Source organism: Brevundimonas sp. (assembly GCF_016463295.1).
In the GTDB taxonomy this organism is placed as follows: domain Bacteria; phylum Pseudomonadota; class Alphaproteobacteria; order Caulobacterales; family Caulobacteraceae; genus Brevundimonas.
In genome coordinates this window covers 1-3,514 of the sequence record NZ_JAEMRO010000133.1, presented here as the reverse complement: position 1 = coordinate 3,514, position 3,514 = coordinate 1, and the positions used below count along the sequence as shown (strand labels likewise).

Annotated in this window: 3 protein-coding genes; all 3 read left to right on the top strand. The window is 67.7% G+C overall.

Annotated features, from left to right (window positions below):
* Positions 1-2,292 (top strand): ribonuclease R (gene rnr, locus JHC81_RS14075; protein ID WP_292175720.1); only part of this gene is annotated, 2,292 nt, incomplete at its 5' end.
* Positions 2,293-2,318: 26 nt separating this feature from the next.
* Positions 2,319-2,996, top strand: a complete 678-nt coding sequence (locus JHC81_RS14070) for an NUDIX domain-containing protein (RefSeq protein WP_292175722.1) — start codon at positions 2,319-2,321, stop codon at positions 2,994-2,996.
* A 4-nt stretch (positions 2,997-3,000) separates the two neighbouring features.
* Complete coding sequence (locus tag JHC81_RS14065) at positions 3,001-3,414, top strand: DUF5990 family protein (RefSeq protein ID WP_292175718.1); 414 nt, start codon at positions 3,001-3,003, stop codon at positions 3,412-3,414.
* Positions 3,415-3,514: the final 100 nt, after the last annotated feature.

Below are 3,514 nucleotides of genomic sequence, written 5' to 3'. Positions count from 1 at the left end.
CCGGACACCCTGCTGGCCTTCCTGCGCGAAGCGGGCACGGCCGAGAAAACCGATATCGCCCGACACTTTGGCCTGAAGGGCCACGAGCGGCGCATGCTGCGCGAAATGATCCGCGAGTTGGAAGCCGCCGGCAAGCTGGGCAAGCGCGGTCGTAAGGGCTTTGCCGAGGTCGGGGCCCTGCCCCCGGTCGGTGTGGCCGACGTCAGCGAGCGCGACACCGACGGCGACCTTTATGTGCGGCTGGTCGAGGCGTCGGAGGATGCACCTCGCGCCGTCCTGGTCCCGGACAAGACTGGCAAGACGGGACCCGCCGTGGGGCTGGGCGCGCGTGTCCTGGCCAAGTTCGAGCGCGGCCCCGATGGCTGGGAAGCCCGGATCATCAAGGTTCTGGACACCGACACCAACCGCGTCCTGGGCGTCATCCGCAAGTCGAACCGCGAGGTGCGGGTCGAGCCCGTCGACCGCCGCTCCAAGGACGTCCTGTTCGTGCCGCCCGCCCAGGCCGAAAGCCTGAAGGACGGCGATCTGGTGTTCGCCTCCATTGAAAAGGGCGACCACCGCTATGGGCCCAAGCGCGGCAAGATTCTGGAGATCATCGGCCGCGAGGACGATCCCCGCGCCGCCTCCCTGATCGCCATCGCGGCCAACAAGGTGCCGATGGGCTTCTCCGAAGCGGTGGAGAAGGAAGCCGAGGATCAGGAACTGCCGTCGCTGAAGGGCCGTGAGGATCTGCGCGACCTGCCGCTGATCACCATCGACCCGGCCGATGCGCGCGACCACGACGACGCCGTCTATGCCATGCGGGACGACGATCCCAAGAATCCGGACGGCTGGGTGGTGTGGGTCGCCATCGCCGACGTGGCCGCCTACGTCCGGCCGGGTAGCCATCTGGACCGCGAGGCGCGTGATAAGGGCAACTCTACCTACTTCCCGGATCGCGTCGAGCCCATGCTGCCCGAACGACTGTCCAACGGGCTGTGCAGCCTGAAGGAGGGCGAGAACCGCGCCTGCATGGCCGTGAGGATGGTCTTCGACAAGGATGGGCGGAAGACCGGGCACAAGTTCGTGCGCGGTCTGATGCGCAGCCACGCCAAACTGTCCTATGAGCAGGCTCAAGCCGCCATCGACGGCCAGCCTGACGACACCACCGGCCCGATCATGGACGCGATCCTGACGCCGCTCTGGGCCGCCTATCGCACCATGTTGAAGGGGCGTCTGAAGCGCAGCCCGCTGGCCATCGAGAGCCCCGAACGGCGCATCCGTATGACGCCCGACGGCCAGATCGCCTCCATAGAACCCCGCGTCAGCCTGGAGGCCCACAGGCTGATCGAGGAGATGATGATCCAGGCCAATGTCTGTGCCGCCCAGACGCTGGAGCAGAAGCGCACGCCCCTGATCTACCGGATCCACGAGACGCCCAGCCAGGAGAAGACCTTCAACCTGGCCGACTTCCTGCAGACCATCGGCAAGCCGTGGGATAAGGGGCAGGCCCCGACCACCAAACGGCTGAACGCCCTGCTGGACGAGACTCGCGACGGGCCCCATGCAGAGGTCGTCAATGAGGTCGTTCTCCGGAGTCAGATGCAGGCCATCTATTCGCCCGAGAACATCGGCCACTTCGGTCTGAACCTGGACAGGTATGCTCACTTCACCTCGCCGATCCGGCGGTATTCCGACCTGATCGTGCACCGGGGCCTGATCCGGGCGCTGAACCTGGGCAAGGACGGGCTGACCGATCGCGAGATCTCCGAATTGCCGGCTATCGCCGAGCAGGTCACCCAGACCGAGCGCCGGTCGATGGCCGCCGAACGCGCCGCCATGGACCGCTACATGGCCGCCTTCCTGTCCGAGCGCGTGGGCGCGACCTTCACCGGGCGGATCACGGGCGTGACGCGGTTCGGCCTGTTCATCCGTCTGGACGAGACAGGAGCAGATGGCCTGGTGCCGGTGTCGTCACTGGGCGGCGAGTATTTCCATCACGACGACAAGGCCCACGCTCTGGTCGGTGAACGTAGCGGCCAGCGCTGGACCCTGGGCCGCACTGTGGAGGTCAAGCTGCAGGAGGCCACACCGATTACCGGCGGCCTGGTGTTCGAAATGCTGTCCGATCCTGCCCCGCGCGATCCCAATGCGCCCGCTCCCCGGCTGGGTGTCCGGGCCCGCAGTCCGGGCGGCAACGGCTTTCCCAAGCGCGGAGCCAACCGTCCCGGCGGCCCCAAGCCCGGCAAGGGTGGTCGCGCCAGCAAGCCCTCAGGCGGCCTGAAGGGGGTGCGCAAGGGCAAGCGGAAGTGACCCAGCCCTTCGATGCCGCCCAGGACCTGGCCGACGCCCCACGCATCGGTGGGCGTCAGCGTCCGAAGGATGCGGCAACCCTGATCCTCACCCGAGGCACATCCGGATCGACCGAAGTGCTGATGGGCCGCCGCGCACCCGGCCATGTCTTCATGGCGTCGAAATGGGTGTTTCCCGGCGGACGGATCGAGCGGGCCGACTATAGCGCGGCCTCAGCCACTGATCTGCCAGCACAGGACGCCGCTCGATTGGCGCGCGAGGGCAATGCCCGCCGCGCCCGCGCCCTGGCCCTGACGGCGGTGCGCGAAACCTTCGAGGAGACGGGCCTGATGCTGGCCGAGCCCGCGCCGATCGCTTCGGTCGCCGGGGCGTGGCGGGAGTTTCGCGCGGTCGGGGCCCTGCCCGACTTGGCAGCCCTGTCTTATGTAGCCCGCGCCATCACGCCGCCGGGACGGACGCGCCGTTTCGACGCCCGTTTCTTCATGGCCGATGCGAAGGCCTTGCTGCGCCCCGAGCCGACGGCGGGTTCGGGCGAACTGGACGAGATCGCCTGGATGCCATTGGCAGACGCGCGGGCGCTGGACCTGCCCGCGATCACCCGCTTTGTGTTGGGCGAGGTGGCCGAGCGACTGATCCAGCCCGGACGTCCCCTGCCCTTCGTGCGGATGATCCGGGGTACCCACCATGTCGAGCATCAGGATTGAGCCCATGGCCGACACGCCGATCACTCTGCGCCTGACCATCGCCGATCCGGTCGCGGGCCTGCACTACAGTTTGCAGGACAAGACGAATGCGCCAGTCGATGCGGTGATTGCAGGCGAGGGTCCGCTGTCTTTCGACGTGCCCGTCCGGCTGTCGGATGACGGGAGGATGCTGGGGCCGTTCGTACGCACCGAGGGGCCGAGGCGGCGCTTCGTCTACATCGCCATCGGTGGTCAGGCGGGAGGCGACGAACGGGTGTTCAGCCGTCGGGCCAAGATCGATGTGCACGACATTCCACCCGAGCTGCTGGTCCTCGCGCGCCAGGGAAAGGTGTTGGAGGCGGTGCTGCCCGGCCGCGGCAGGGATGGCACCCCGGCCTGCGCGACGGTTCGACCCATCAAAGGCTGGCGTCAGGTCTGAACGGGTTGGCGCCGATAGACGCCGCCCAAGCCTCAGCGTAAGCCTGTGGCCATGACGCCGATGAACATCGTGGGGTACGGGGTCTATGCCCCGCGCGAGC